The sequence below is a fragment of the Sulfurimonas sp. genome (assembly GCF_041583195.1).
In the GTDB taxonomy this organism is placed as follows: domain Bacteria; phylum Campylobacterota; class Campylobacteria; order Campylobacterales; family Sulfurimonadaceae; genus Sulfurimonas.
On record NZ_JBFHGL010000002.1, the window covers coordinates 208,649 to 233,398 of the forward strand.

At 32.1% G+C, this 24,750-nt stretch carries 27 protein-coding genes; 6 read left to right on the forward strand and 21 right to left on the reverse strand.

Annotated elements, in window-relative coordinates:
• Positions 1–64 precede the first annotated feature (64 nt).
• Entirely contained in the window at positions 65–418 is a 354-nt protein-coding gene (gene acpS / locus ABZA65_RS02855) for a holo-ACP synthase (RefSeq protein ID WP_373070387.1), read from the forward strand.
• On the opposite strand, the gene thiS is transcribed toward acpS, so the two are convergent.
• The 7 genes from thiS to rsmH form a co-directional block, all read right to left on the reverse strand.
• Positions 419–619: a sulfur carrier protein ThiS gene (thiS, locus tag ABZA65_RS02860; protein ID WP_373070389.1), complete on the reverse strand. Its 201-nt coding sequence runs from the start codon at positions 617–619 to the stop codon at positions 419–421.
• A gap of 70 nt (positions 620–689) precedes the next feature.
• Entirely contained in the window at positions 690–1,283 is a 594-nt protein-coding gene (locus ABZA65_RS02865; protein WP_373070391.1) for a transglutaminase family protein, read from the reverse strand.
• A gap of 44 nt (positions 1,284–1,327) precedes the next feature.
• Complete coding sequence (locus tag ABZA65_RS02870; protein ID WP_373070393.1) at positions 1,328–1,582, reverse strand: hypothetical protein; 255 nt, start codon at positions 1,580–1,582, stop codon at positions 1,328–1,330.
• 15 nt (positions 1,583–1,597) lie between these two features.
• Positions 1,598–2,272, reverse strand: a complete 675-nt coding sequence (locus ABZA65_RS02875; RefSeq protein ID WP_373070395.1) for a F0F1 ATP synthase subunit A — start codon at positions 2,270–2,272, stop codon at positions 1,598–1,600.
• A 79-nt stretch (positions 2,273–2,351) separates the two neighbouring features.
• Positions 2,352–5,465 (reverse strand): efflux RND transporter permease subunit, encoded by a 3,114-nt coding sequence (locus tag ABZA65_RS02880; protein WP_373070397.1) that lies wholly within the window; start codon positions 5,463–5,465, stop codon positions 2,352–2,354.
• A gap of 13 nt (positions 5,466–5,478) precedes the next feature.
• Positions 5,479–5,757: a hypothetical protein gene (locus tag ABZA65_RS02885; protein WP_373070399.1), complete on the reverse strand. Its 279-nt coding sequence runs from the start codon at positions 5,755–5,757 to the stop codon at positions 5,479–5,481.
• The gene (gene rsmH, locus ABZA65_RS02890; RefSeq protein WP_373070401.1) at positions 5,754–6,680 is read right to left on the reverse strand and encodes a 16S rRNA (cytosine(1402)-N(4))-methyltransferase RsmH; all 927 of its coding nucleotides are present in this window, start codon (positions 6,678–6,680) and stop codon (positions 5,754–5,756) included. The genes ABZA65_RS02885 and rsmH overlap by 4 nt, the downstream gene beginning before the upstream one ends.
• A 120-nt stretch (positions 6,681–6,800) precedes the next feature.
• Between rsmH and ABZA65_RS02895 the strand changes: the two genes are divergently transcribed.
• Entirely contained in the window at positions 6,801–8,513 is a 1,713-nt protein-coding gene (locus ABZA65_RS02895; protein ID WP_373070403.1) for a response regulator, read from the forward strand.
• Here the strand turns inward: ABZA65_RS02895 and ABZA65_RS02900 are convergent.
• On the reverse strand, positions 8,510–9,745 hold the full coding sequence (locus tag ABZA65_RS02900) for a glutamate-5-semialdehyde dehydrogenase (protein WP_373070405.1): 1,236 nt from the start codon (positions 9,743–9,745) through the stop codon (positions 8,510–8,512). The two genes, ABZA65_RS02895 and ABZA65_RS02900, sit on opposite strands and share 4 nt — an antisense overlap.
• Positions 9,746–9,748: 3 nt before the next feature.
• Entirely contained in the window at positions 9,749–10,525 is a 777-nt protein-coding gene (gene proB / locus ABZA65_RS02905; protein ID WP_373070407.1) for a glutamate 5-kinase, read from the reverse strand.
• A gap of 97 nt (positions 10,526–10,622) precedes the next feature.
• On the opposite strand from proB, the gene ABZA65_RS02910 reads away from it, so the two are divergent.
• Together ABZA65_RS02910 and ABZA65_RS02915 are read left to right on the forward strand one after the other, a co-directional pair.
• A complete protein-coding gene (locus ABZA65_RS02910; RefSeq protein WP_373070409.1) occupies positions 10,623–11,387 on the forward strand; it encodes a pyrroline-5-carboxylate reductase in 765 nt (254 codons plus the stop codon).
• 41 nt (positions 11,388–11,428) lie between these two features.
• Complete coding sequence (locus ABZA65_RS02915; protein ID WP_373070411.1) at positions 11,429–12,283, forward strand: DMT family transporter; 855 nt, start codon at positions 11,429–11,431, stop codon at positions 12,281–12,283.
• A gap of 7 nt (positions 12,284–12,290) precedes the next feature.
• Here ABZA65_RS02915 and thrC read toward each other — a convergent pair whose 3' ends face one another.
• The 8 genes from thrC to ABZA65_RS02955 form a co-directional block, all read right to left on the reverse strand.
• Positions 12,291–13,760, reverse strand: coding sequence for a threonine synthase (thrC, locus tag ABZA65_RS02920; RefSeq protein ID WP_373070413.1), 1,470 nt, complete (start codon positions 13,758–13,760; stop codon positions 12,291–12,293).
• Between the two features lie 63 nt (positions 13,761–13,823).
• The gene (locus ABZA65_RS02925; protein WP_373070415.1) at positions 13,824–14,204 is read right to left on the reverse strand and encodes a hypothetical protein; all 381 of its coding nucleotides are present in this window, start codon (positions 14,202–14,204) and stop codon (positions 13,824–13,826) included.
• Between the two features lie 62 nt (positions 14,205–14,266).
• Positions 14,267–15,481: a murein hydrolase activator EnvC gene (locus ABZA65_RS02930; protein WP_373070417.1), complete on the reverse strand. Its 1,215-nt coding sequence runs from the start codon at positions 15,479–15,481 to the stop codon at positions 14,267–14,269.
• The gene (locus ABZA65_RS02935) at positions 15,478–16,290 is read right to left on the reverse strand and encodes a cell division protein FtsX (RefSeq protein ID WP_373070419.1); all 813 of its coding nucleotides are present in this window, start codon (positions 16,288–16,290) and stop codon (positions 15,478–15,480) included. Before ABZA65_RS02935 ends, ABZA65_RS02930 begins: the two co-directional genes overlap by 4 nt.
• Positions 16,277–16,948: a cell division ATP-binding protein FtsE gene (locus ABZA65_RS02940; protein ID WP_373070421.1), complete on the reverse strand. Its 672-nt coding sequence runs from the start codon at positions 16,946–16,948 to the stop codon at positions 16,277–16,279. Before ABZA65_RS02940 ends, ABZA65_RS02935 begins: the two co-directional genes overlap by 14 nt.
• A complete protein-coding gene (trmB, locus tag ABZA65_RS02945; protein WP_373070423.1) occupies positions 16,941–18,113 on the reverse strand; it encodes a tRNA (guanosine(46)-N7)-methyltransferase TrmB in 1,173 nt (390 codons plus the stop codon). Before trmB ends, ABZA65_RS02940 begins: the two co-directional genes overlap by 8 nt.
• Positions 18,114–19,388 (reverse strand): fibronectin type III domain-containing protein, encoded by a 1,275-nt coding sequence (locus tag ABZA65_RS02950; protein WP_373070425.1) that lies wholly within the window; start codon positions 19,386–19,388, stop codon positions 18,114–18,116. It lies immediately after the preceding gene.
• Complete coding sequence (locus ABZA65_RS02955) at positions 19,333–20,307, reverse strand: RluA family pseudouridine synthase (RefSeq protein ID WP_373070427.1); 975 nt, start codon at positions 20,305–20,307, stop codon at positions 19,333–19,335. The genes ABZA65_RS02950 and ABZA65_RS02955 overlap by 56 nt, the downstream gene beginning before the upstream one ends.
• Before the next feature lie 60 nt (positions 20,308–20,367).
• Here ABZA65_RS02955 and ABZA65_RS02960 point away from each other — a divergent pair, with 60 nt between their 5' ends.
• Positions 20,368–21,483, forward strand: coding sequence for an FtsW/RodA/SpoVE family cell cycle protein (locus tag ABZA65_RS02960; protein ID WP_373070429.1), 1,116 nt, complete (start codon positions 20,368–20,370; stop codon positions 21,481–21,483).
• 8 nt (positions 21,484–21,491) lie between these two features.
• Here ABZA65_RS02960 and ABZA65_RS02965 read toward each other — a convergent pair whose 3' ends face one another.
• Positions 21,492–21,665, reverse strand: a complete 174-nt coding sequence (locus tag ABZA65_RS02965; RefSeq protein ID WP_373070431.1) for a hypothetical protein — start codon at positions 21,663–21,665, stop codon at positions 21,492–21,494.
• 259 nt (positions 21,666–21,924) lie between these two features.
• Here ABZA65_RS02965 and ABZA65_RS02970 point away from each other — a divergent pair, with 259 nt between their 5' ends.
• Complete coding sequence (locus ABZA65_RS02970; protein ID WP_373070433.1) at positions 21,925–22,764, forward strand: class I SAM-dependent methyltransferase; 840 nt, start codon at positions 21,925–21,927, stop codon at positions 22,762–22,764.
• A 40-nt stretch (positions 22,765–22,804) separates the two neighbouring features.
• On the opposite strand, the gene ABZA65_RS02975 is transcribed toward ABZA65_RS02970, so the two are convergent.
• The 3 genes from ABZA65_RS02975 to ABZA65_RS02985 form a co-directional block, all read right to left on the reverse strand.
• A complete protein-coding gene (locus tag ABZA65_RS02975; protein WP_373070435.1) occupies positions 22,805–23,710 on the reverse strand; it encodes an HU family DNA-binding protein in 906 nt (301 codons plus the stop codon).
• Positions 23,707–23,994 carry an HU family DNA-binding protein gene (locus ABZA65_RS02980; RefSeq protein ID WP_373070437.1) on the reverse strand — a complete coding sequence of 96 codons (288 nt, stop codon included), beginning with the start codon at positions 23,992–23,994 and terminating at the stop codon, positions 23,707–23,709. Before ABZA65_RS02980 ends, ABZA65_RS02975 begins: the two co-directional genes overlap by 4 nt.
• A gap of 91 nt (positions 23,995–24,085) precedes the next feature.
• Positions 24,086–24,610, reverse strand: coding sequence for a transglycosylase SLT domain-containing protein (locus tag ABZA65_RS02985; RefSeq protein ID WP_373070439.1), 525 nt, complete (start codon positions 24,608–24,610; stop codon positions 24,086–24,088).
• Positions 24,611–24,750: the final 140 nt, after the last annotated feature.

The window sequence follows — 24,750 nt, forward strand, 5'->3', positions numbered from 1 at the left end:
GGCTTAAATAAAAAAAATACTTATATCGCTATAATACCATTATTGTATACAAATGGATTAAATAATGATAGGTATAGACTTAATTAAAACTTCTAGAATGAAGCGCATGATGGATCGTTTTGAGAAAAAAGCACTCCAAAAATTTTTATCTGATGATGAGATAGCACTTGTTAAAAACTATAAAACTGCAGCTGGTTTTTGGGCTGTAAAAGAAGCTGCTTCAAAAGCTTTGGGTGTAGGAATTGGGAGTGAATGCGGATTTCATGATATAACTATATCTAAGACACAAAAAGGTGCACCTAAAATAAAGTTATCTAAAAAAATTGTAGAGAGTTTTAATGTAAGTGATACGAGTGTATCAATCACACATGATGGGGAATACGCGATAGCAGTAGTTGCTATAGAGACTAAAAACTAATCAACCACCGCCTACAAAATCTAAAAGTTCTAACTTATCACCATCTTTTGGCTTATAAGCAGACCAGTTATCTTGTTTAACTATCTCCATATTTACGGCTGCTGCCATAACTTTTCCGTCTAGTTTTAACTCACTTAATATATCTTGTAATGACTTACCGTCGTTAAATTCTTTGTTTTCGCCATTAATTATCAGTTTCATAATATTTCTTTTGTTTCAATTTTTAGGAATTTTATCCAAAGATTATTAAAAAAGTTTTACTTTTTTATAACTACTGTTTTATATCAGGAAAGTTATTGGTCATATCTTCATAAGTTTTGTTGTACTTTAAAGCTTCAATAACTTCATCTAAAGGTGAAGAATAGATACCTTCAAGGTCTGATTCAGCATCTTGAAGTTCAAATGCAAGTTTTTCCATAGGTGGAGTAAACTGTGCATCTATTCCTTCTTTATTACCTCTAGCATCAACTCTGTACCAACCATATTCTTTTAAATATATGGCATTTAAACCATGTAAGCAGTATACATCATCTTTATATTCACCACAAGAGAGCCTCTGATAACAAAAACCTGTAGGGATGTTGTTTGCACGTAGCAAAGCAGCAAGCAGTATACTTTTAGCATAACACCAACCCGTTGTGTGTTGTAATACTTCACTGGCTTTTAGTGTAGTTATATTGTCTTTATGATCACCTGTGTGGTTTATATTGTCTCTAACAAATAAAAAACAATGTCTAGCAATATCTTCATCACTATTTACACCACGAGCAAGTGAGGAAGCCAGAGCCTGAATTTTTGGTGATGAGAAATCTACTATTGAATCTTCAATTAGATATATACTTAGGTCTTCTTTTATATCCATCATAAAATACTTTATATTAAAATCATTTTATAATAGTATATCAAAAACTATTTCTTTGATAACTCTTCCAAAAGCTTTGTTTGTTTCTCAGTTTCTTCCAAACGTTTTCTATTGATAACAAAAGCATCAAGTGCGAGAATCATAAACATAGATACGAATACAAAAAATATTGCAAAGAAAATAGCTGTAAAAAAGCCTAAAAATAAAAGTGATTTAAAAGTAATAAGAGCGCCGAAGAGGACAATAGCCCAAGACGCTCCAAGCAAAAAACTTACAATTCTATGAAATGTAGTTTCTCGCATAATTCAAGGGGAGTTTTAGTGGTCTTCCATTACTACTGCACCAGTTAGGTACACGTAAGTTAACATCATAAAGATGAAAGCTTGTAAGAAAGCCATAAAAGTTAATAATGCAAATGGAATCATTGGTAATACCCACGGAGCAAGCATTAAGATTACCATTAAGAACATATCGTCACCTTTTACATTTCCGAATAAACGGAAAGATAAAGATACAAGTCTTGAGAAATGAGATACGATTTCAATTGGGAACATTAACCAATATAACCACCAAACTGGACCTAAAAAGTGTTTGAAGTATTTGATAACACCGTTACGACGAATACCTTCGAAGTTATAGTAAACAAATACAGCTAAAGCTAAAGTAAATGCAAATTCTAAAAATGCAGTTGGAGCTTCAAAACCTGGAATTACACCGATTAAGTTAGCGATACCAACGAATAAACCGATAGTAGCTACTAGTGGGAAATAACGACGTGCTTCGTCTTTACCCATTGTATCAGTTCCCATTTTAAGAACACCTAACATATAAGCTTCCATAACATTTTGAGTTCCTGTAGGAACTAACTTTAAATTACTCATAGCCATTTTAGCTAAGATTATCGCTATACCAGCCGCTAAAAGCATGTGCGTAGTATAGATAAACTCTTTAGAGTGTGAAACAAGTCCGAAAAAAGTAAACAACTCACCCATTAGAATAAACTCCCTGATTAAAAATTATCGCAATTATAATCAACCTTGTATTAAATTATTATTAGATTTTATCCTAAATTTAGCTATTTGGTGCCTTAATTTTATACAATACGGCATAAAGAAGAGGTACATATACAAGGTTTAAAACGGTAGCCCAAGCTATACCAAAACCAAGTGAAACTGCCATTGGTTGAAGTATCATCGCCTGACCAGAAGCAAAAAAGATAAGAGTCATCAAACCAAGTACAGTCGTAATAGATGTGAGTAAAATCGGGCGTAAACGAGTAAGTGCCCTACTCATAAGATCTTCCGTATTTTTAGCATTTTTTATAAAATTAACCATTATCAGTCCGTCATTAACAACAACACCTGCAAGACCTACAATACCTATAGTACCAGGCATTGTAAGGTTTAATCCCATTACAATATGACCAAAGAATACACCAAGAAGTACTAATGGGATTGTAGAGATCACTATAAGTGATTTTTTAATAGAATCAAAAAGCCACACCAACGTTATAAATATTAAAAACAGAGCGATTACGGCAGATTGAGTCATCTCTTTTTTATTTTTTGCATTCTCTTTCTCTTCACCTTTTATATCTATAGTGAAGCCGTCGTTTTCAAGCTTTTTAAAAGCACCTTGTAGTCTTGCCATAACTTCTGATGATGTTGTTATAGTTTTATCTATAGTGGCAAATACACTTCTTATACGAACACCGTCTTCTTTATTTATATCAACATAGCCTTGCTGGAAAATATACTCACACACGTCTTTTAGTACTACAAACTGATTTGTATTTGGAACCTGCAATTCAACCGTATCTATAGAGGAGATAAGCTCATTCATACCGCTTTCTATTTTGATGCGAAGCAGACCTGTATCGTTGAACATCTTTCCGTATTCACCTTTAAGGTAATATGCGCGAAGTTCATTAGAGATAAGTTGTTCGTTAAATCCAAGTTCTTGCCCATACTCGTTAACACGAAGCTTTAACTCCATCTCCCCTATATCTGCATCATTTGATACGTTTGAGACTCCGTTTATTTTTTTAACCTCTTTTTCTAAATATCCAAGTGCTTTTATAATGTCTGTATTTGTTTTTGAACTTAAACTTATTTCCAAATCATGTTTTACAACACCAGCACCCGGAACTTTGACAACAAGTTCTTCATATAATAAGCTCTCGGCTACTTTTAGATCTTTATATGGTTTTAAAACCTCTTTTAAATCAGCAGCTATATCTCTGGCATATCTTTTTCTAATCAGTACATCAGGATCATATTCTAAAGAGAGATACGGACTTATATATTTATCAAACACATTTTCGGGGGCTTTTTCATGAAGATCAATAAATATGTGGAACATATTCTCACCGATTACCGCTCTATTTCTGGCATCAAGTTTAAAACCTATAACACTTGTAACAGATGACATATCATCTTTTGAAAGGTTTTTTATGATCTTATTCTCTAACTCTGTTACTATCTCTTCGGTATCTTCAAGTTCATTGTTAATATTTACTTTTCCATATACATATATCTGCGTATTGTCAAAATCAGGGAAAAGCTGGAATTTAGAGTTTTTAATGAGTACAGCCGTAATAGATAATATCGTTACAACTATCACTATTAAGGAAGTTATTTTTCTTCTAAATAAAAAGTGAAGTGTTTTATTATGCCACTCGTATAGTTTGTCCCATAATGCTTTTGTATAGTCAGTTGACTTTTTAACACGTAAGAAATCATAAGCATGAAGAGGTAAAAAGTAAAAAGCCTCTAATAATGATGAGAGTAGTAAAATCGTTATCATGATAGGTATTATCTTAATAAACATACCCATTTCGCCACTTAAAAGAAGCATCGGCAAGAATGCAAAAACAGTTGTAAGCGTTGCAGCTAAAACTGCAGGAAACATCTCTACAGCACCGTTTATAACAGCTTCGCGTCTCTCCATCCCCTCTTCTAGGTGTCTATATATATTCTCAGCTACAACTATTGCCTCATCAACCAGCATACCTAAAGCGATAAGTGCCCCTAAAAGCGAGAGCATGTTTATAGAATCACCCATAATCTCAGTTGCAATCAGACCTATCATAAAACTAACCGGAATACCTATCGCTACAACAAGTGCAATCCCACGATCAACAAATATAAGCATAGCAGTAAATACAAGCATAAGTCCAAAAGCAATATTTGAGAAAACTACATTTAAACGGTTCTTGATCCACTTCGATGTATCTGTGTAAATATCATAAGATATACCTTCGTTTTTACTCTCACTTTCTTTTAGGATCTCTCTGATCTCTTTAACAAGTGCTATAGCATTTCCGCTCTCACTCTTAGTTACGTTTATAGATATATTTCTTTTTCCGTTATAGTGCGATAGTTCCACTTCATCACCGAGTTCAAAACTAACATCTGCGATATCTTTTATTTTTACTTTAACTCCGCCTACGCCTATTATTGTATTTTCTACATCTATTTTAGTTTTTTCACCATTATACGTAGATATGTAAAGGTGTGAACCTTTGTCTTTAATAGTACCTACAGGGAAAATTGAGCTTATATTTTGCAGTGCAGATACTACAAGTGCAGGTTGCAGACCAAGTGCCAAAATCTTTTGATTGTTTAATCTTAAAACAAGTTCCTCATCTGCATCACCACGGATTGTGATCTCACTTAGATCTTTAAGGTTACTTAGTTTACTTTTTAATTTGTCAGCTTTTTCTAAAAGTACGGTTTTATCTACATCACCTGAAAGTGCAATAAGAACAAGCGGGAAATTATGCTTCATTATCTTGGCTATAGGTTCTGACATATCTGCAGGAAGGTCTTTTTTTACACCGCTTATAATATCTTTTACGTCATTTAAAACCAAGATATTGTCAGAGTTTGGTTTTATATCTACACTTATCGTAAATGAGCCGTTTTTGATAGTCGTTTCAATAATATCAAGTTCATCAATATTTTGAAGATCATCCTCTATAGTTTTAACGACCATGTTATCAAGTACGTCCGCACTTGTCCCTACATACCCTCCACTAATTACGATCTTATCCATATTCATAGGAGGGAAGATCTCTTTTGGAATATTTAAATATGCAAATATAGACATTACAAATATAAATGTTAAAAATATATGATTTAGTCTTGGTTTATCTATAGCAAACTCTATAAAACTTCTTATCATCTAACTTATACCTTTAAAAAATAGTATCTATTACTTGGTTTTTATACTTTATCTCTTCTACAGATGCGCCTATTACTTTATTTTCCTCTTTTAATGTATCGTATTCAGCTTTAAGTTTTGATATCTCTCTGCTTTTAAAATAAATTTGTTGGGTTATATAAATTTTTGGAAATAAAATTGCAAGTATAAAAAACATCACTACAAGTGTATATACTAAATATGAGAGATCAAGACTTTTAAGCGGTGCAAGTACTTTACCGACTTCATCTAAAAGTAGATCTTTTGAACTCATTTTATATCCATTTGAAAAACTCTAAGTTTTGCACTACGGCTTCTTGGGTTTTGTTTTAACTCTTCACTATCGGCAGTAAGCGGTTTTTTAGTAACAACTTTACCTAAAGCATGATTGTTTCCACACGTACACCTCATAGCCTCAGGATCACAAATACAAGATTTTGCCCACGAAGCAAATGTTTGTTTAACTATCCTGTCTTCAAGTGAATGAAACGATATGATCGCTATCTTTGCATTTGGAAGTTTAGCTTCTTTGATCGTCTCTAAAAGCCCTTTTAATTCTCCAAGCTCATCATTTACCTCTATTCTGATCGCCTGCATCAAAAGTGTAGCTGGATGAATTTTTTTACCGCGAGGCATATGTGGTTTTACACATTCGCTCAACTCTTTTGCAGAATGAAACGGTCTATTTTTTACTATAACATCTGCAATTCTTTTATAGTTTCTAAGCTCACCGTACTCATTTAAAATACGCTCTAGTTCAGACTTTGAATAGTTGTTTACAACTTCACTTGCACTAAGCTCAGCTCCCTTGTCCATACGCATATCAAGATTATCGCTCTCATAAGAAAAACCTCTGTCTTTTTGATCAAGCTGAAGAGAACTTACTCCTATATCTGCTAGAACTAATTTTATATCTTCTAAATTGTACTCTTTAACTATCTCTTTAATAACATTGGAAAAGCGACCTTTTTTTATATCTACTCTATTTTTATATGGTTCTAATCTTTTGCTAGAGAATTCTATTGCTGTTATATCTTGGTCAATCCCGATTAAGTGTGCATTTGGATTGGCTTCGAGCATCATAGAAGAATGTCCTGCATATCCCATTGTACAATCGATTATAATTCCGTTATCAACATCTTTTGCAACATCTAGGACTTCTTTGTATAAAACTGGAATATGCGGTATTTCTGACACTTTATTTGCTCTTTATTTTTTAGTGATTATACTTAAACTTATTTAATACTTTGTAAAATTATTAGAATTAAGTCAAATTAATTTAACATATTGTATTATACAAAAAACAAAGGATCACGCATGAAATTCATTTTACTAATATCAATACTTTTAACAACATACCTAAGTGCTGCCACACAGATAGTCATAGGTACATTTTCAAAATCAAGTAGTGCTATTAGTGTTAAAGATGAATTAACGAGTGTGATCTCAAAAGATATTGAATTTAAAAACTTTTTAGAAAAAAACAATATTAAAAGTGTTACAAAACAAGACGGAAAATACTTTTTAGTAACATTAGAACCATTACTAGACAAAGCTACTCAAACACATGTGCTAAATAAAATTAAATCTACAGAATTTAAAGATGCTTATGTTTTAAAGCTAGTTCTGGACAAAGTTGAACTTCCAAAAGAGTTAGCAAAAGAAGAGGTAAAAGTAGAAGACCTTCCAGTTGAAGAGGTTAAAGTTCAAGAGGTAAAACCAGAAAAAATACAGGTTGAAAAAACGACTCCTGTAAAAGTAGAAAAAGTAACTCCAATAGAAGTTAAACCAAAACCTGTAAAACAAGAGATACAAAAAATAAAAATACCTCAACCAGCTCAAGAAAATTTCGTGCAAACATATATGATGGAGATAATTGCATTTATACTTATTCTTATTTTGATAGTTATATATGTTTTTATACTAAAGAACAAACAAAAAAAACTTCAAGAAGATCTAGGTGAAGATATCATAATTGAAGACACTGTAGATTCATATGATATTCAAAGCAATATTGAAGAAACAGAATATGAACCTGAGTACACTGCAGAACAAGAGGATGAAGATATATTAGCAGTTCCTGACGCATCTGCTATAGAGATGGATGAGGAGGAACTAGAATATGAGCAAGAAGATGAATTAGTTCAGCCAGAAAGTGAAACAAAAGAGCCAGAAAAAGAATCTACTAAGGCACTAGACCCGCTAAAGTCAACAATTGAAGCGAAAAAAGTACCTACACACGGAAAAATAAGCAAGGATGATTTTAAAGAGTTTGAAGGTATGAGAGTTATGATTGCAGAAGACAATCTTATTAATCAAAAGGTTATTAAAGGTCTTCTAGGAGAATCTGGTATTCAACTAACAATCGTTGATGATGGAGAAGAAGTTTTAAAACACCTTGAAAACGATGATGCATTTTGTATGATTTTAATGGATGTTAATATGCCGAATATGGACGGTTTTGAAGCTACAAGAATTATACGTGCAAACCCAAACTATTCTCATATTACAGTTATTGCACTTAGCGGTGACGTAGCAGCCGATGACATTGCAAACATGCGCGCAGCAGGTATGCAGGAAAATCTTGAAAAACCTCTAAAAATGGATGCTTTATATGACATATTATATGCGTATGGATACCATAGAGAAGATAAAATCGATATACAGACTAATGATGATACTAATGATTCAACTTCTAAAGAACTTGACACACAAACAGGTATAGAAGTTTGTGGTGGCGATGAAGATTTTTATAAAGAGATCCTGAGTGACTTTTTAAATAACTACGAGGGTTCAACTAAAACGATTCAAGACTTTTTAAATAATAATGAAAGAAAAGCTGCTCAACAAATTTTACTTGATATTACTGGAGTTACGGCAAATATCGGGGCAAATAATCTACAAGAGTTATTGAAAAACTTAAAACAAGAACTTAAAGATCCTGAAGGTAAAGAGTATATAAATACTTTTAAACAGTATGCTTCACATTTTAAAGCTTTAGAGGTAGAGGTAAAAGAATATCTTTCTTAACCTCTAATCTGACCCTGTCCGTAGATTTTAAACTTATACGTAGTTAATCCTTCAATTCCCATAGGTCCGCGAGCATGAAGCTTATTTGTACTTATACCAACCTCGGCACCAAATCCAAAAGCACCACCGTCTGTAAATCTTGTTGATGCATTAACATAAAGAGCAGCTGCATCGATAGAGTTTAAAAATAGCTCAGCAGAAGTTATATTTTCAGTTATGATAGCTTCAGAGTGTCCTGAAGTAAAACGAACAATATGATCTATTGCACCCTCTACTCCATCTACCACTTTTATATTTAAAATATTGGCTAAATACTCAGTATCAAAATCTTCATCAGTTGCTTCTGCAACATCTATAATTGTCTGAGTCTCAGCACAACCTTTTAACTCTGTGTGGTACTCATCAAATGCACTTTTAATTTTTGGAAGTGCATCTTTTGCTATAGCTTTATCAACAAGAAGAGTCTCCATAGCATTACATACACCAGGACGCTGAGTCTTTGCATTTATTGCAATTTTGATAGCATTGTCCAGTTTTGCATCTTTGTCTATATACGTGTGACACTGTCCCTTATCATGTTTAACAACACTTACAGTCGCATTGGCACTAACATGTTTGATAAGCCCTTCTCCACCGCGAGGGATAATTAGATCAACATACTTATCCATCTTGATTAGTTTATCTACACCTTCGCGAGAAGAATCAGGGATTAAAGAGATCATCTCTTTTGGCAGGTTATTTCTTTCTAGTACTGCTTGAAGAACATCAGCTATTGCTTTATTAGAGTTTTGTGCTTCTTTACCGCCTTTTAAGATACATACGTTTGAACTTTTAAAACAAAGTGCTGCAGTGTCACTTGTAACATTTGGACGAGACTCGTAAATAATACCTATTACACCGATAGGGATAGATACCTTTTGCATATTTAATCCGTCTTCCGTAACCCAACCATCAAGTATACGACCAACAGGGTCTTTAAGTGCAGCAATCTCTTCAACGGCAACAGCCATACCTTCAATACGGGCTTCATCTAAAAGAAGTCTATCCATTAAAGCAGATGAAAGATTATTTTTCTCACCATCTGACATATCAAGTGCATTAGCTTCTATTAAGTTCATAGTATTACTTCTTAAAGCTTCTGCCATCTCTTTTAAAATTCTGTTTTTTTCGCTTCCGCTTAAAGCACCAAGTACCCTGCTAGAGTCTTTTGCTTTTGCTAAAAAACTTTCCATATTTTAAACCTCCTCTTTCTTCTTAGGTGCGAACAAAGTACCTAATGTGTGTTTTTTATCTATTAAAAATGATTCTGCAGCAGTCAAATCAAAACCATTTGTTAAAAGCATTTTTTTACCACGTTTCATTAAAAAATCTGCCGCTTTTAGTTTTGTAACTATACCGCCTGTCGCAAACGGGTTATTAGGTGTAGCTTTATCTTCAAGTGAACCTTCAGGCAGTTCAGTCAGAACTTTATAAATCTTAGCATCTTTATTCTCTGAAGGATTTTTATCATAATATCCGTCAATATCGCTTAAAATAATTAATAAATCTGCATTTATCGCATATGCCACATTAGCTGAGAGCTGATCATTATCTCCAAAAAGCTGTTCAGGAGTTGAGCTTATATCGTTTTCATTAACAATAGGCACAATATTATTACTTAAGTGCATATCGATAATTTCCTGGAAGATTTTTGTTCTTTTTCTAGAATCAAAATCATCCTCTGTCAATAGGATCTGTGCAGTGTCTATACCATATATGTCAAATTTCTTTTTATAACTTGACATCAAAATCGGCTGACCTGCTGCAGCTATTGCTTTTTTACCAATCTGTTTTGACTTATCAAGTTTTAGTGCAGAATATCCTGCTGCTACTGCCCCTGATGAAACAAGCACAACCTCATATTTTCTTCTAAGCTTAGCAATAAGGTTTACAAGATTTAGCATTCTCTCTTTTGCTATCTCATTATCTTGAGTTAAAACAGCACTTCCAACTTTGATTACTATTCTTTTCATTTAAAAAATTCCTGAATTAGGTTATACTTTTAATATTATAAAATTAAATTGATTGTATCACTATCTTAGTTAAAATTGATTGAAGCAAAGGATTATTATGGATAAACTTATAACATTTATTGGCAATGGAAATATGGCACTAAGCATAGCAAAGGGGCTAAAAAAAGAATATAAGATAGAAGTTGTAGGTAGAAATGCAGATAAACTAAACAAGTTTGAAAATGAACTTGGTGTGAAAATCGAAAAACATCTTATGGATGGTTTTGACATGACAGGTAAAACAGTAATCTTTTGTGTTAAACCTGCAAATGTTGAGAGTGTAGCCGAGAGATTACAAGGTAATGCAAGAGTAGTATTTTCAGTACTAGCTGGTACTACTGTTCAAAAACTACGTAATAATCTAAAACCTGACGGAGTAGTAAGAAGTATGCCAAACCTAGCTGCTTCAGTTGGATCATCTATGACTACTTTAACTGGAGATGAAGCTTTTAAAGAAGAAGCGGAAAAATTACTTGGTGCAATTGGCCCAACAAGATGGCTTGCAAGTGAAAAAGAATTAGATATAGCTACAGGTCTTGCAGGAAGCGGTCCAGCTTATCTTGCACTTATAGCAGAGTCTTTGGCTGATGGTGCTGTAAAACAAGGACTAAAGCGTGATGATGCAATGGCTATTATGCGTGGCTTATTCTGTGGTTTTGGAAAACTTATCCAAGATGTACATCCTGCAATTTTAAAAGACGGTGTTATGAGTCCAGGTGGAACAACAGCAGCAGGATATGGTGCTTTAGAAGATGGCAATGTTAGAAGTGCCTGCATGAATGCTATTGAGAAAGCTTATAAAAAAGCAGTTGAATTATCATAAAAAAATCAGTTTTCAAAAATATAGATAATGGCATAATCTTTATGCTTCTTAGTGCACTTATATCTGCACTAAATGGAGCAATAGCTAAAATATTATCGGATGATATTAGTGCTTTAGAAATTGTATTTTTCAGAAATATGATCGGTGTTGTACTAATTCTATGGGCACTAAGAATCAAACCTCCCACATTGGAAGGAGGTAAGATTCATCTGCTTTTTTTACGTGGCTTTCTCGGCTTTTTGGCGATGATCTTATTTTTCTATACTATCTCTGCAATTCCACTTGGAGAAGCTATAACACTTAATAAAACATCACCTTTATTTGTATCGATCTTAGCTTATTATCTACTGCATGAGCATCTAAGTAAACGTGCAATTCTAGCTCTGTTGATAGGGTTTTTAGGGATTATATTTATTACCAAGCCATTTGGAATGAGTATATCGTATGAACATGCCTTAGGTATTTTAGGTGGATTTTTTGCAGCAGCTGCATATGCTACAATTAAAAAAATAAAAGATATTTATGATTCTCGTGTAATAGTATTGTCTTTTGTAATGGTTGGATCTGTAATGCCAGTTTTTTTATTTTTACTATCACCTTACATAGATGCACCGCAATATTTAATGTTTTTATTTCCTGAATTTATAATTCCTCAAAACTTTAGTATTTGGTTGCTTATAGGATTTATGGCTTTTATATCTACACTATCTCAATGGCTTTTAACAAAAGCATATTCAGCCTCCAAGGCTAGTATTATAGGTGTTATAAGTTATACAAACATACCATTTGCAATAGGTTTTGGATATATGCTTGGGGATTCGTTCCCTGATTTTTTAACGTTTTGCGGAATTGGTCTTATAGTTTTAGGAGGAATTTTAGTATCAAAAGCTAAATAGCTTTTGATTATAAGAAGTTTAATATACTCTTTTCAATATCTTCTTTTTCAATAACAGTTTTTTGAGCTATATCTTTTGTAAAAAGATCTTTTATTATTTGTGGTATATCAACTTTTGCAGCTTTAGATATTGAAGCCAATGCATCTAGATCTCGTGTATCGATTTCACCAGTAATAGCATTAGCTATAACCGGTGAAAATTTAGTCCACTCCGCAGTTGAATAGACAATAGATTTTATCTTAGGATCACATACACTCTCGTAAGCTTTAAGACAAGTTGCCGTATGAGGATCCATTAAATAACCTTCATCAAACATTGTTTTGATATAGTGCTTACCCTCTGCATCGTCACAATAATCAGCTATAAAAATCTCTTGAAGTTTTTTCAGTTCATCATTAGTAAGTTCATATTTACTATTTTTATCTAAGTCGTTCATTAACTCTTTTGTTCTTTGAGCTCCATAAAGACTAAAAAGAACTCTCTCTACATTTGAAGATTTTAATATATCCATAGCAGGAGATGTTGTTAAAATTAATTCATCATCTTTTATATCATAAACACCTGTATTAATCAGACGAGTTAGTATATTGTTCTGATTTGAAGAAACAACTAGTTTCTCAACAGGTAATCCCATCTCTTTTGCATAAAAGGCACCAAGAATATTTCCAAAGTTTCCACTCGGAACATTGATATATACTTTTTCACCAATAGTTATCTCATCTTGGCGTACTAGCTCTAAGTAAGAGTGAATATGATAGATAATCTGAAATATTATTCGACCAAAGTTTACAGAGTTAGCAGCTGAAAGAGAGATATCTTTCTCTTTTAATGTCTTATTAAAGCTATCAGATGCTAAAAGATGTTTTAATGCACTTTGTGCATCATCAAAGTTACCGTTTATACCAATTACTTTAAGGTTTTTTGCATTTTCCGTAACCATTTGAAGACGTTGTACATCACTTGTTCCGTTTGCAGGATATATACAAACCATCTGAATATTATCTTGGTTTTTAAAAGTCTCTAGTGCTGCCGGACCTGTATCACCACTAGTTGCAGCTAAAATCAAATAGTTTTCATTTTTTTTCTGAGCAACAGATGATAATATTCTTCCAAAAGGTTGAAGTGCCATATCTTTGAATGCACGAGTTGGACCGTGATAAAGTTCACTTACAAAAAGATTATCTCTTACTTTCACAACAGGAACTGGATTGTCTTTATCATCAAAATTATCATACAAATCAAGTGCTTCTAAAATAACATTTGCATCAATATCTATTTCAAATTGTTTTAACAGATCAAATGCCAACTCTTTGTAGCTAGAGTTTAGATGTTTATTTAAAAAAACTTTCCCTAATTCAGGTAGCTTCTCAGGTACATAAAGTCCACCGTAAGATGCTATAGGGCTTAAAATTGCTTCTGAAAAAGTAACTGTTTCTTGGAAAGAAGGATCTACGCCACGAGTTTGAATAAAGTTCATATATTTCTCTTAATGATTTTTTGCAATTATAGCAAAAGAAGTTTAAGTAAAGAGTAAGTACTTTTATTTATCACTATCGAACTTCATAAACATCCAAAAAATTATAAGAAGTGCTAATGAAGCTACTATTTCATATCCAATCGCCCAAACTACAAAAAATGCTGCAGTATTTAACTTCATAAAGCTGTCAAAATCTGCCTGAGCTACTGCAAAAAATAAGAAAACGGCACCTACTATATATGGTATAAATAAAAAGTATATAAAACCGAATATACCTTCATAACCATCAGGTGCCCAAACCATTTCCTTGACATCGACATTTTGAGAACCGAAAGATTTATTCTTTCTTCTAGTTCTCTTGCGTCTGGCAAGGTTGTCCCTTTTTAATTGGTTGTAATACATCTGGTTATTTCGGCTGTTGTTTAGATCTCTTCCGTAATCCATGATATCTACCTAATAATTTATAATAATTTAAAATAATTGTATCATAATTTTAAGCATTATGTTTATTGAAATAACCTTATAGGATTTATGTGATATGATTTTTGAGTAACTTCAAAGATGAGTTCATCGTTAACACGCCCTATTGTATAACCTTTTCTAATCTTTTTACCTTTTTGAATATTCGGTGAAATTTGTGAAAGATTTGCATATATAGTATGAAGACCGTCTTTATGTTCAACAATAACTATATTGTCTAAAACAGCAGTTTTATCTGCATATATAACTTTTCCGTTAAACACAGTCCTCACTTTTGCATTTTTTTCTTTTGGAATCATAGAGATCGATTCGTTAAATATTTTTATACCGTATATAGGATCTGTATATGTCCCGTATTTTTTTGTTAATGTGTACGGATATATAGGTGTTATAGTTTTTTCACCAGTATATTTTTTCGTTTTAACTCTCTGGTATGAACTTCCGTGTTGTTTAACTTTTGGGAGGTCTTCATCTTTTTTTGCAGCAAAAGCTTGACGTCTACGCTCATCCTCTTTAGCTTTTTTTATTTCATCTAGCTTTATAATTTTAAGCCTTGAGAGAGTCTCTTTCAAAGTGTCCTGCTTTTTTATAAGAGACTTTAATTCTGTTTTATAAGACTTTTTAGATTTTTCCAACTTAGCGAGTAAAGTTTTGTTTTTTTCTTGTGTCTTTTTAAGTATTTTGTGTTTTGTATCTATTTTTGAAATCTCATCTTCTAACTGAAGAGCTTGATCTTTTTTAGCATCTATTATTTTTACATTTTCATAAAAACGATCATTTAATTTATTTGCTCTCTCTTTTGTTTTTTGAAGCATCTCTTTTAAAACTTCTACCTCTATAAGTGCACTTTCATCGTTAGCTTCATTCTCATCGATAATAATACTTAAAGATACACTTTTAGCAATCGTAAATACAAGCTCTTGTTCTATGTCTGACTGAGATTTTTGCAGCTTAGCTTGCTCTAATTTTAATTTTGATAGTGTTTGTGTATTTGCCTGGTAAGTTTTTTCTTTTAACTTTAATTGTTCTTCTAATTCTTTTAAATACTTTTGCTGCTTATATATCTCTTCTTTTTGTTCTAAAATCTGTTTTGCATTATCTGCCATCTTTTTATTTAAAGAACTATATGTTTTAGAGAAATTCTTTATTTTTTTAGATGTATTATCTATTTTTTTATCAATATTAGTTTCTGAACTTAATGATAAAAATAGTATTAATAAAACAAATAATGTTCTTATCATACTTCTTCTTTATGACCTAATACTATCATTGTTGCTAAAAATATAGATAAGATTAAAGATACGCCTAATAATAATAGAGAATCGTACACTTGATCAAATATAACAATTTTAATATTGATATTTTCAAATTGTTTTAAAACAAACTCATTTACACTTATATATGAAAAAATTAAAAATATCAAAATGCTTGAAATTATTGCATCTACAATTGAAAGTCTGAAAAGCACAGCTGATCTAAGCCATGTAGGAGCCCCGAACAATCCCATAATATTCATTCTCTCAGAGTGTTTAAACTGCCATATTCTTAACTCTTTTAAAATAAGAAGCATTGTAACTATTGACACTACTATTGCAAAAACCAAAATCACATTTTTAAAAAGCACTAATAACTTATAAGTTATATCATGGTTATTTGAAAAGTCCTCAATCTTTGTAATATTTTTGTTTGTAAAAAGAGCACGTCTAAGTTTTTCTATCTCATTGGGAGATGGAAACTTTTTCAAATGAAGCTTGTAAAACTTTGGTAAAGTCAATTTTAAAAGATTCATATTTTTTTCATCTATATCCGCATCTAAACGCTTAATAACGTTATCAGGCGATAGTTCTTCTACCTCTTTTATTAAACTGTTTAAAGACAACATATCTTTTTCTAATATGTTCTTTTTACTGACTACAACTACTGAATATTTATTAGCTAAATTTTGTTTATATGCATCGATTGAACGATCAACAATAATAAAAATCTGAATAGAAAAAAGGATACTTATAAGTGCTACAATAAGCGAAAGGTGGTTTTTAATTGACTTCACTAATCTCTCCGTATTCTATATGATAATGTTTATAATCAACATTCAATGTAGATGGGATATGGTGAGTTACAACTATAACTGTAGTTTTTAATTGAGTATTTGCCCCTTCTAAAAGGTTCCAAATAAGTTGAGATGAATATTCATCAAGGTTACCTGTCGGCTCATCTGCCAAGATTAGTATCGGATTATGTGCCAATGCTCTTGCCATTGCAACACGCTGTTGCTCACCCCCACTAAGCTCTAGTGGATACTTACCATATTGATGTTTTAGTCTAACATGTTTCAATAGAGATTCCGTCTGGTTGATAGTAACCTCTTTTTCATAACCGTTGATCAACAGTGGCATAGTAATATTTTTCTCAATAGTCCACTCTTTTACAAGTTTATAATCTTGAAAAACAATACCAAGATGTCTTCTTAAGAAATTTAATTTACTTTTTGATACGTTATTTAATTCAACTCCACCTACTATAAGAGAGCCTTGTTTTGGTTTTATGGCACCGTATAGTGATTTTAGAAGCGTTGACTTACCACTACCGCTAGCCCCAGTGATAAATACAAAACTACCGGAGTCAATACTAAAGTTTGCTTGTTTTATGATTGTCTGACTAGAGTCATAACTAAGGGAAACATCTTTAGCAAGAATCACTTTATCCATTTAAAACCCCATTTAAGAATTTATGTGCATTGAGATTACTTTTTGATCTAAGAGGTGTCTGAGGATAGTATGAAATATTCTCATCTCTTATGATCACATATAGATGCTCAGGTCTGTCAAAACTACCCATAGAGACTCTAAGCATTACACCATCTTCTAATGAGTAAGCTCTTTCAAAATGGATAAACCCGCTATCAAATCTTTTTGTAACTCCGCCTAGTTCAAGTAACTTTTGTTCATCACCTTTAAACTCATCAAAATTAAATCCACCCTCTATATTTAAAAGCTCAGATTCTAGATCGTTGATCATAGTTACATCATAGATGTTTTTCTCCATTCTCTTCCATCTGTCTTCATACTTGGAACTGACCTCTATATCGCTGTTTTTTCTAATGTTTAAAGTTATTTTCGGAAAGTTTATAAATGTTTCATAAGAATACGCATAATAGTTTTCACTGTCTGTTCTTAATTCAAGTGTTCCGCCAACTTTTAAAACACGTCTTGCTTCTTCAATAAATGAAGTAGATATTACACGTCTATGAGGTTTTTTATCCCATGGTACAGGAAAGTGAACAAATATTTGACTTACTATATTTGATGGTACTAATTCCATAAAAAGTCTTGCATCATAATCGAGCACTAATAGATTATCAAGTTCCTGAATGCTGATCTGCTTTAACACCTGTTCAATTGATGGGCGATGAATCTCAATACCTATGTATAAAGTCTTTGGATTTTTTTTAGCTTGATGAAGAAGATGTCTTCCTGAGCCAAAACCGACCTCTATTGCTACATCATCAGCTTGGGGAAACTTATCTGCAAAATACTCTATATTTTTAAGAGCGGTTACCTTTTCAAGGTGTATATTTTTTGCAGATGTATGTACATTTGAACTTAGGACATTTAGTTGTGCTTCATTTGCGTATGTTAAAAGGGCATTATGAACTTTTTGTGTAGAAGCTGGACGTGTCAGTTTATCTGTTTTTAAAAGTGTTTTATTCTCATCATCTTTTAAAAGCAAAAAGAAATCTTCATCCTCAACTGTAGTTGAGATAAGAAGTTCGTCATCGTGCTTTACGTTTTGTCCATAAAAATTAAAGCTTACTCCATCTTTTTCAAATGGCAGTTCTAGCTTTTTAAATTCTTCTATATGTAGGTGTGGCATCTATTTTTGTTCTTCTTTTGTTTCTGGAATTTCAATAACAACTTCTATACTAGGCTCTGATGTTATAGAGTTTTTATCTACAGTTAAAACCTTGTAGTAATAAGTAGTTCCCGGAAGTATATCCTCATCTACAAAACTTTCACCTTTAATATCTTTAATCTCATCTATTGTAGATTCAAAAACACCTGTTTTATACTCTTTGATAACAGTATAGCTGTTTGCTCTTAGATCGTTTTTTCTCCACTTTAGAACAATTTTATTATCTTCAAGCTTTGCATCAACTACAGCAGGTGCAAGCGGTTTTGATAAACTTAAACCTTGTGTTGAGTATGGCTGATGTAGAGATTCTAAACCGTCTTTGTCAACTTGAGTTACCATGTAGAAGTATCTAACACCGTCTTCTTGTACTTCATCTTCAAAACTATTATCAATAAGTTTTGCTATAAATTCATAGCTTCCGTCCGGCTTATCTGCTCTATATAGTTTGTAGTAAGAAAAATCTTTATTTTGTGTTTTATCCCAAGAAATTTTTATCTTCTTTGCAACATCTTTTGAAGCTACTAAATTAGTTATAGTTAGAGGTAGTTTCTTAGTAATAGATTTTACAATCTCACTCTGTTTTGATGTAATTCCGTTGTATGTAATCGCACGTACATTGTACAAATATGTGTGGTTATCTTTTAAACCTTCATCTATATACTCTGCACTTAAACGCCCTTGCACTCTAGCTACTACTTTCCATTTTTCTTCGTCTAATGCTCTTCTTTGGATCTCGTAAGCTTTTACTATCTCATTTGTATGCGGTCTCCAAATAATTTTTGTACTTCTAGGCATTGAACTAGCTGCATACACCCATGTTACAGAATTCAGTATAGGTTTTGTAGCAGTTTGATAAACCTCACTTCTCTCCCCTTGTGCATCTTTAGAATAAGTTACGAAAAAATAGTTATATCTATGTTCAGGTTTAACATTGTTGTCTAAATAGTGAGTTGCAAATCTTGTATTTATCGTATCGAAGTACGAATCTTCAGAACTTAAGTTCTCATCTATAGACTCTCTATAGATATAGATACCTTCAACTCTTTTGTCCTTAATTTGCTTCCATTCAAGTGCTATCGATTTCATACCTGATTTTGTAGCATTTTTTGTTAAAGATACTTTTGGAAGGGTTGGATCAATGACAGCCTCTTCTTTTGGTTTTGGTTTTGCCCCACAACCACTAAGAGTTAAGAGAATTAAAACTATCGATAATGAACTTAGGTTCAATAACTTCATATATTTGCTCCGTATCAAATTTTTTATCTATATATTCTTTCATTTTCTGCTCTATTGGAGCTACAAATGAAACCACCTCATTAGTTTTTGGATGGATAAAGTGTAATTCATATGCATGAAGCAAAATTCGTTCCGATTTATCATCTTTTTTAATAGCTCCGTATATGTGATCACCAACTATATGACGGCTTTTTGTCTCAAGATGTACACGAATTTGATGTGTACGTCCCGTAAATAGTTTACAAGCTATTAACTGGTGTTTTTCATCATTACTCAAAAGCAGTTGTTTAAAAGCTGTTTTAGCATCTTTTCCACCTGCTTCACAAGCCATTTTCAAACGATTGTTTGAGCTTCTTTTTATAGGTGCTTCTATAATCGTTATATCATCTTTTAGCGGTGGTTCAATTACTGCCAAATAATGGCGTCCCATACTTTTATCTTGAAGTTGTTCACTTAAAAGCTGGTGTGCTTCATTGTTTTTTGCAACAACCATAACACCGCTTGTACCTTTATCTAATCTATGTACAATACCGTGACGCTCTTCACCGCTAATTGTCGAGAGTCTTATACCCTTGTGCTTTAACCAGTCAACAAGAGTAGCTTCTTTTACGCTGGGTGCGGGATGAACTGTCAACCCGCTAGGTTTGTTTATTACTAAAAGGTCATCATCTTCATGGATAATTTCTACACTAAAATCTATCTCTTGAGGCTCTTCTTCTTTTGCCTCTGGAAGTTCTACTCTAATGTTTTGATTTTCTTTCAGTTTTACACCTGCACGTGAAACTAATTTTTCATCAACATATACACAATCTTTTTTTATAAGTTGTGCTACTTGTGATCTACTTTGGTCTAATTCGTTAGCTAAAAAAGTGTCTAAGCGCTCAGGAATGCTACAAGTAAAGCTTTTAATATTATCCATAATATACCTTTTTATACACCTTTTGTGTTACAATTCTGTAAAAATTTGGAGAAGTGTAGTTTGTGGAGAATTGATAAGCGTATTTTAGCACAATTTGATTTTATTTCCATTATTCTTATCCTGCCTCTGATCATTACATCAAACTGGCTTATAGATGAAGCCGTACCAGCTCTTGCTCAAAAACAAATAGCTTATATTGGTGTAGCAGCTATAGCGTTTTTAGTTGTTTTTTTACTCCCTATTAGAAGAATGAGCTGGCTGATTCCACTTATATACTGGGTAAATATACTTTTGCTTTTAGCCGTTGATTTTTTTGGAACAACACGCGGTATGGGTGCGCAAAGATGGCTAGAACTTCCATTTATAAATGCGACTATTCAACCATCTGAATTTGTAAAACCTGCACTTATTTTAATGCTCGCGTATCTAATACATAAAAATCCACCTCAAAGGAATGGATATAATTTAAAAGAGTTTTTAAAACTAAGCGCGTATATACTACTGCCTTTTATTTTAATTGCAAAAGAACCGGATCTTGGTACAGCACTGGTACTTTTGATAATAGGTTACGGTACACTGTTTTTTATAGGTGTTAATTGGAAAATTTGGGCTGTAATAATCACTACAATATTACTTTCATCCCCTCTTGTATATAAATTTGGTCTGCATGACTATCAAAAAACACGTATAAAAGATTTTATAAGTGAAAAGCCCTCATACCATGTCCAGCAGTCGATCATTGCCATAGGTTCAGGTGGACTTAGCGGGAACTCAAAAGAGGAAGCTACCCAAACACAAATGAAGTTTCTTCCAATTGCTACAAGTGATTTTATATTTGCCTACTTAGTTGAGCGCAGTGGATTTCTAGGCGGGTTAGCTATTATACTGGTATATATTCTACTAATACTGCACTTATTAAGTCTTAGTATTTTCAATACGGATTATTATATAAAAGTTGTGACTATTGCAATATCATTTATGATATTTGTATACATGGGTGTTAATATATCTATGACAATTGGATATGCACCGGTTGTGGGAGTACCACTGCCCATGTTTAGTTACGGGGGCAGCAGTTTTTTAAACTTTATAATACTCTTTGCCATTATGCAGAACCTTATTACTTTTCAGTATAGGGATCTTTATGACGGACGTGGTACTAAAAGCTTTTTATAAATAGGTATTTATTGAGACATCTCTTTTTGTTTCTCTAAATAATCTCTTTTCATCTGTAAACTTGAACCGTTTGCTACATCGTGCAATACAAAAGCAAAAGACATCATGTACAAAAACGAAAATATGCCTATAAAACCTACAACAACATATATATTCAGATATTTTTTTATTTGTTTTTTCATGAAAAACTCCTTTTAAATATCTTGACAATATAAAATATTATTATATTAGACTGACAATAACTAGACTTTTTTTTAGTAGATCTATTTTTTAAGCATAACAATATTTCGATACAATTTCATAAACAATTTAATTAACTTTTATAGGAGGTATATTATGTATTCAATCAAACAATTAACAAAATTAAAAACTAAGTTGGTGACAATTAAATAATATATTTCATAATTGTCACTAAATATATTAATTATTTGGAGACAAAAAATGTACACTCAATTAAAAGAGATTAACAAAAAACCAAAAGCCTTTGAATTTTATACCGCTGATTCTTTATGGACTGATGAGTATAGATCAAAACAGATGCTTTCTTATCATCTAAAAGAAGATATAGATGTAGCTTCAAGAAACATAGACTTCATAAATAGGTCATTAAAGTGGATCATTTCAGAGTTTAATATTTCTGAAAAAAGTAAAACTTGTGACTTTGGATGTGCAGTTGGTTTATACACAACTGGACTAGCTAAAACAGGTGCTAAAGTCACAGGAATAGACTTTTCTAAAAATTCTTTGGAATATGCAAATGAAATTGCTAAAAAAGAAAGTTTAGATATAAAGTATATTAATAAAAATTATCTAGAATATGAGTCAGACGAGAAATACGATTTAATCACAATGATAATGCTTGATTTTTGTGTTTTAAGCCCATATCAAAGAAAAATATTATTAGATAAGTTTTACAATCTGTTGTCAGATGATGGTTCTATTTTACTAGACGTGCAATCACTAAAAGCTTTTGATGAAAAAGAAGAAATTTCTACCTATGAACATAACCAACTATTTAACTTTTGGTCGGCTAATGACTACTATGGGTTTGTAAACACTTTTAAATATGAAGATGAAAAAGTATCTTTGGACAAATATACAATTATCGAGGAATCAAAATCATACGTTGTATATAACTGGTTTCAATACTTTAGTCCTGAAACACTACAAAAAGAGCTTGAAAACTCTGGATTAACTATTAAGTCTATATATAAAGATGTTGCGGGTTCAGTATATGATGAGAACCATACAGAGTTTGCTGTTGTAGCTACTAAAAAGTAATTCAGCTATTAAATATAGGGTTATATAACCCTATATTAGTTTATTTTTTAATATCACTACATCTTTTTATTATCGGATACTCAGCAGGTAATAATTGCTCTTTTAGATATATTTGAAAATCTTTACCCATAAAATGTGTACCTTCACATAAAATCCAAAACGATTTACCCATTTTGTCCATATCCATATAGGTATTGTGTACATCCATATATGAGTTATATAAACTATTTGACTCTGTTTTATCAGGGACAACTATATTTGATCCTTTAAAAATCAGATCAGGGTTCAATACCTTTGAATTATTTGCACTGTAAAGAAGTGGCCAATAACCTTTATCTCCATAAACCTTTAAACCAATAGCAGACAGTGTTTCATTTGCATTGACTGTGTAACTACCTGGATATAGTTTAGTTGCACTTGGAATAGTTGGAGGTATTTGTTTTAACTCTGTCACTACAGGTTGCTCAATAGTTTGTTCTTCTTGAACTTCTATAATTTGCGCTTTTTCAACCTCTTGAACAACTGGTTTAAAAACTTCCACCTCTTTAACTGACTTTACTGTAACTGTTTCATTTGTAGCGGTAGTAAAATAGATTAAAACCCCAACCAATAAAACTAATAATGCTAATAGTAGTTTTGGTAAAAAAGATTTTTCATCCTCTTCATTTATTGCATTTTTTAAAACTTTTGAACTTGCAAAATGTATATGATAGTGTGGAAGAATATCTAAAGGCTGTCCTGTTTGTGGATTTATTCCTCGCTTTGCTTTATACCAGCGAGGCTGAAAACTTCCAAAGTTTCTTAGTTTAACCGAGTTTCCTTTTTTGCTTTCTATAACAATTGTTTCAAACATAGCAGAGAGATAATTTCTTACCGTTTCATTATCATAGCCTGACTCAAGTACTATTTGTTCAACAAAATCATCATAATGTAGTTTTTCATTCATGACTGATACTTTTTCTGTAGTTGGTCTTTATACTCTGAACTAATATGAAAAAAGATAGAGTATTTTTGAGGTGCCATCATGATGGTTTCTTTAACAATATTAAAAAAACGATGTTCCTTACTTTTTCTGACGTCAAAAGTGCCAAAATGTGGAATAGTTAAACTACTTTTTGTACTTAGATGATTTTCTATAACATTGATTGTAGAATCTAGTAAAACCTTTGATTCTGCGTGTGTAAGTGAAGATTTTTCAGCCGCAATATTGATCAACTCTTTCTTAGTCATAGTGATCCTTTATCAGGTTTTCTTATAGAACCATTATATCACAACTGTCAATTGAATATTTTATATAATTTGGAGTACCAAGCCAAAGAGCTTAGTGAAGTAGATTCTTTCTTACAAGTTTATATACTAAACTAAGATTCTTTTTTACACGAGCATAATATGGAGCATTTGAGTAACCTCCGTTATAGCCGCTAACCATATTAAAGTATTTTTTTCTACTGTGTTTTAGTCTTACAAGCAAATGTGCTGCAATTTTTGTAGAAGTTTTTACATCGGTCAGTAGAAGCGATGCTAATTTTTTATCACTTAGTTTTAACAGGTGACTTAGAGACGGTGTCAGCTTTGCAATATGTTTTGCCGTTCTTAACTGGATCTGCATAGCACCAAGTGATGCTTTTGTAATGTCGGTACCCTTTTTTACATCACCAAGTATGTGAACACCGCCACTACTCTCAGTAAGACAAATGGCACTTAATGTGTTTTCGTATGTCTCACCTGTGTTATCTGAAATAGTTTTAGCTATATCTCTTACAGTTTGTAATGTTTCAAGCTGTTTTTGAGAAATGTCTGCAAATAAAAGTTTTCCAACGCTTAACAATAATATTAATCTTAACAAATATACCCTTTTTTTTCGAAAGCGGAATTTTAGTAAAAAAATCATATTTATTCCATAAGCAGATACTACTAATTTAGAAATTTAAGTTTTATAAATAATAAACATAAATTATTTAAATACTTAAAAACATTTTCAAACCG

What these genes read in the sequence shown, in the direction of transcription:
- acpS (WP_373070387.1), top strand. Translation starts at nt 65, where the DNA reads ATGATAGGTATAGACTTAATTAAAACTTCTAGAATGAAGCGCATGATG.
- thiS (WP_373070389.1), bottom strand. Translation starts at nt 619, where the DNA reads ATGAAACTGATAATTAATGGCGAAAACAAAGAATTTAACGACGGTAAG.
- ABZA65_RS02865 (WP_373070391.1), bottom strand. Translation starts at nt 1,283, where the DNA reads ATGATGGATATAAAAGAAGACCTAAGTATATATCTAATTGAAGATTCA.
- ABZA65_RS02870 (WP_373070393.1), bottom strand. Translation starts at nt 1,582, where the DNA reads ATGCGAGAAACTACATTTCATAGAATTGTAAGTTTTTTGCTTGGAGCG.
- ABZA65_RS02875 (WP_373070395.1), bottom strand. Translation starts at nt 2,272, where the DNA reads ATGGGTGAGTTGTTTACTTTTTTCGGACTTGTTTCACACTCTAAAGAG.
- ABZA65_RS02880 (WP_373070397.1), bottom strand. Translation starts at nt 5,465, where the DNA reads ATGATAAGAAGTTTTATAGAGTTTGCTATAGATAAACCAAGACTAAAT.
- ABZA65_RS02885 (WP_373070399.1), bottom strand. Translation starts at nt 5,757, where the DNA reads ATGAGTTCAAAAGATCTACTTTTAGATGAAGTCGGTAAAGTACTTGCA.
- ABZA65_RS02895 (WP_373070403.1), top strand. Translation starts at nt 6,801, where the DNA reads ATGAAATTCATTTTACTAATATCAATACTTTTAACAACATACCTAAGT.
- ABZA65_RS02900 (WP_373070405.1), bottom strand. Translation starts at nt 9,745, where the DNA reads ATGGAAAGTTTTTTAGCAAAAGCAAAAGACTCTAGCAGGGTACTTGGT.
- proB (WP_373070407.1), bottom strand. Translation starts at nt 10,525, where the DNA reads ATGAAAAGAATAGTAATCAAAGTTGGAAGTGCTGTTTTAACTCAAGAT.
- ABZA65_RS02910 (WP_373070409.1), top strand. Translation starts at nt 10,623, where the DNA reads ATGGATAAACTTATAACATTTATTGGCAATGGAAATATGGCACTAAGC.
- ABZA65_RS02915 (WP_373070411.1), top strand. Translation starts at nt 11,429, where the DNA reads ATGCTTCTTAGTGCACTTATATCTGCACTAAATGGAGCAATAGCTAAA.
- thrC (WP_373070413.1), bottom strand. Translation starts at nt 13,760, where the DNA reads ATGAACTTTATTCAAACTCGTGGCGTAGATCCTTCTTTCCAAGAAACA.
- ABZA65_RS02925 (WP_373070415.1), bottom strand. Translation starts at nt 14,204, where the DNA reads ATGGATTACGGAAGAGATCTAAACAACAGCCGAAATAACCAGATGTAT.
- ABZA65_RS02930 (WP_373070417.1), bottom strand. Translation starts at nt 15,481, where the DNA reads ATGATAAGAACATTATTTGTTTTATTAATACTATTTTTATCATTAAGT.
- ABZA65_RS02940 (WP_373070421.1), bottom strand. Translation starts at nt 16,948, where the DNA reads ATGGATAAAGTGATTCTTGCTAAAGATGTTTCCCTTAGTTATGACTCT.
- trmB (WP_373070423.1), bottom strand. Translation starts at nt 18,113, where the DNA reads ATGCCACACCTACATATAGAAGAATTTAAAAAGCTAGAACTGCCATTT.
- ABZA65_RS02950 (WP_373070425.1), bottom strand. Translation starts at nt 19,388, where the DNA reads ATGAAGTTATTGAACCTAAGTTCATTATCGATAGTTTTAATTCTCTTA.
- ABZA65_RS02955 (WP_373070427.1), bottom strand. Translation starts at nt 20,307, where the DNA reads ATGGATAATATTAAAAGCTTTACTTGTAGCATTCCTGAGCGCTTAGAC.
- ABZA65_RS02965 (WP_373070431.1), bottom strand. Translation starts at nt 21,665, where the DNA reads ATGAAAAAACAAATAAAAAAATATCTGAATATATATGTTGTTGTAGGT.
- ABZA65_RS02970 (WP_373070433.1), top strand. Translation starts at nt 21,925, where the DNA reads ATGTACACTCAATTAAAAGAGATTAACAAAAAACCAAAAGCCTTTGAA.
- ABZA65_RS02975 (WP_373070435.1), bottom strand. Translation starts at nt 23,710, where the DNA reads ATGAATGAAAAACTACATTATGATGATTTTGTTGAACAAATAGTACTT.
- ABZA65_RS02980 (WP_373070437.1), bottom strand. Translation starts at nt 23,994, where the DNA reads ATGACTAAGAAAGAGTTGATCAATATTGCGGCTGAAAAATCTTCACTT.